Source organism: Actinokineospora sp., from assembly GCF_050699995.1.
In the GTDB taxonomy this organism is placed as follows: domain Bacteria; phylum Actinomycetota; class Actinomycetes; order Mycobacteriales; family Pseudonocardiaceae; genus Actinokineospora.
In genome coordinates this window covers 1-1,202 of sequence record NZ_JBOHGC010000586.1, presented here as the reverse complement: position 1 = coordinate 1,202, position 1,202 = coordinate 1, and the positions used below count along the sequence as shown (strand labels likewise).

Sequence of the window (1,202 nt, the reverse complement as noted above, 5' to 3'; positions counted from 1 at the left end):
TCGCTGTCCCGTCGGGTGCCACCGATTCCCGCCGACCCGACTCGCTGGCATGCGATGGGTCCGGAGGAGGTCCTGGAGCGGCTGCAGACATCCGCGGCCGGGCTGTCGGAGCGTACTGCGAGCCGACGGCTGAGCACCCGGGACAAGGACGAAGACTCGACCGAGGGCGGCATCGCGACCGCTGCGGCGCGAGAGTTGGACAACCCGCTGACGGCGGTGCTCGGCGCGGGTGCGGGGGTCTCCGCCGCTGTGGGTTCGGTCCTGGACGCGGCGCTCATCGGCACTGTGCTCGGGGTCAATGCCGTGATCGGCGGCGCGGAGAGGGTGGCGGCCGACCGCTCGCTGCGCAAACTGTCGGGCGACTCCGCCGACCGCATCATGGTGCGGCGCGACGGTGTCGAGCACGAGACAACCGTCGGCGAGTTGGTTCCGGGCGACGTGATCACCCTCGCGGCCGGCGATTCCGTACCGGCGGACTGTCGGTTGCTGGACACCAGGGGCCTGGAGGTCGACGAGTCGAGTCTGACCGGCGAATCCCAGTTGGTCGCAAAGAATCCTTCGGCGACGCCGGCCCGGGCAGTGGCGGAGCGGACGTCGATGCTGTACGCGGGCACGACCGTTGCCGCAGGCGACGCGACTGCGGTGGTCGTCGCGACTGGTGTCCGGACCGAGAGCAGTCGGGCCGCCCGCCTGGACCTGGGCAAGGCGGTTCCGAGCGGGGTGGCGGCCCGCCTGGAGGCACTGGGCCGCGTGATCGTACCGGCATCGGTGGGGGCCGGTGCGCTGCTGCTGGTAGGGCAGGTGCTGAGCGGTCGGCCGTTCGGGCAGGCGCTCGGTCAGGCCGTTGGCCTGTCGGTGGCCGCCGTACCGGAAGGTCTGCCGTTCGTCGCGACGGTCGCGGAACTCGCCGCGTCACGACGGCTCTCCACCCGTGGCGCGCTGGTCCGCAATCCGTCCACCATCGAGGCCCTCGGCCGGGTGGACATGCTGTGCTTCGACAAGACGGGGACGCTCACCGAAGGCAGGATCGCGCTGCGACTTGTGTCCGATGGCGTCACCACATGGTCGTTGGACAGTGGCACGCCAGCAGTTCACGAGGTGGTCGCCGCCGCTCTCCGGGCCGGACCGGCACCGGCGGAGCAGCTTCCGCACCCGACCGATCAGGCGGTTGTCCAAGCAGCCGCGGCCGCGGGAGTCGACGC

1 protein-coding gene and 1 pseudogene are annotated in these 1,202 nt (G+C 71.5%); both read left to right on the top strand.

Annotated features, from left to right (window positions below; translation table 11 throughout):
- Positions 1-54 precede the first annotated feature (54 nt).
- Positions 55-126: pseudogene (locus tag ACRDSQ_RS28530) on the top strand (hypothetical protein); the annotation flags it as partial.
- A gap of 90 nt (positions 127-216) precedes the next feature.
- Positions 217-1,202, top strand: a 986-nt coding sequence (locus ACRDSQ_RS28525; protein WP_431425288.1) for an HAD-IC family P-type ATPase, incomplete at its 3' end; no start/stop codon positions are given.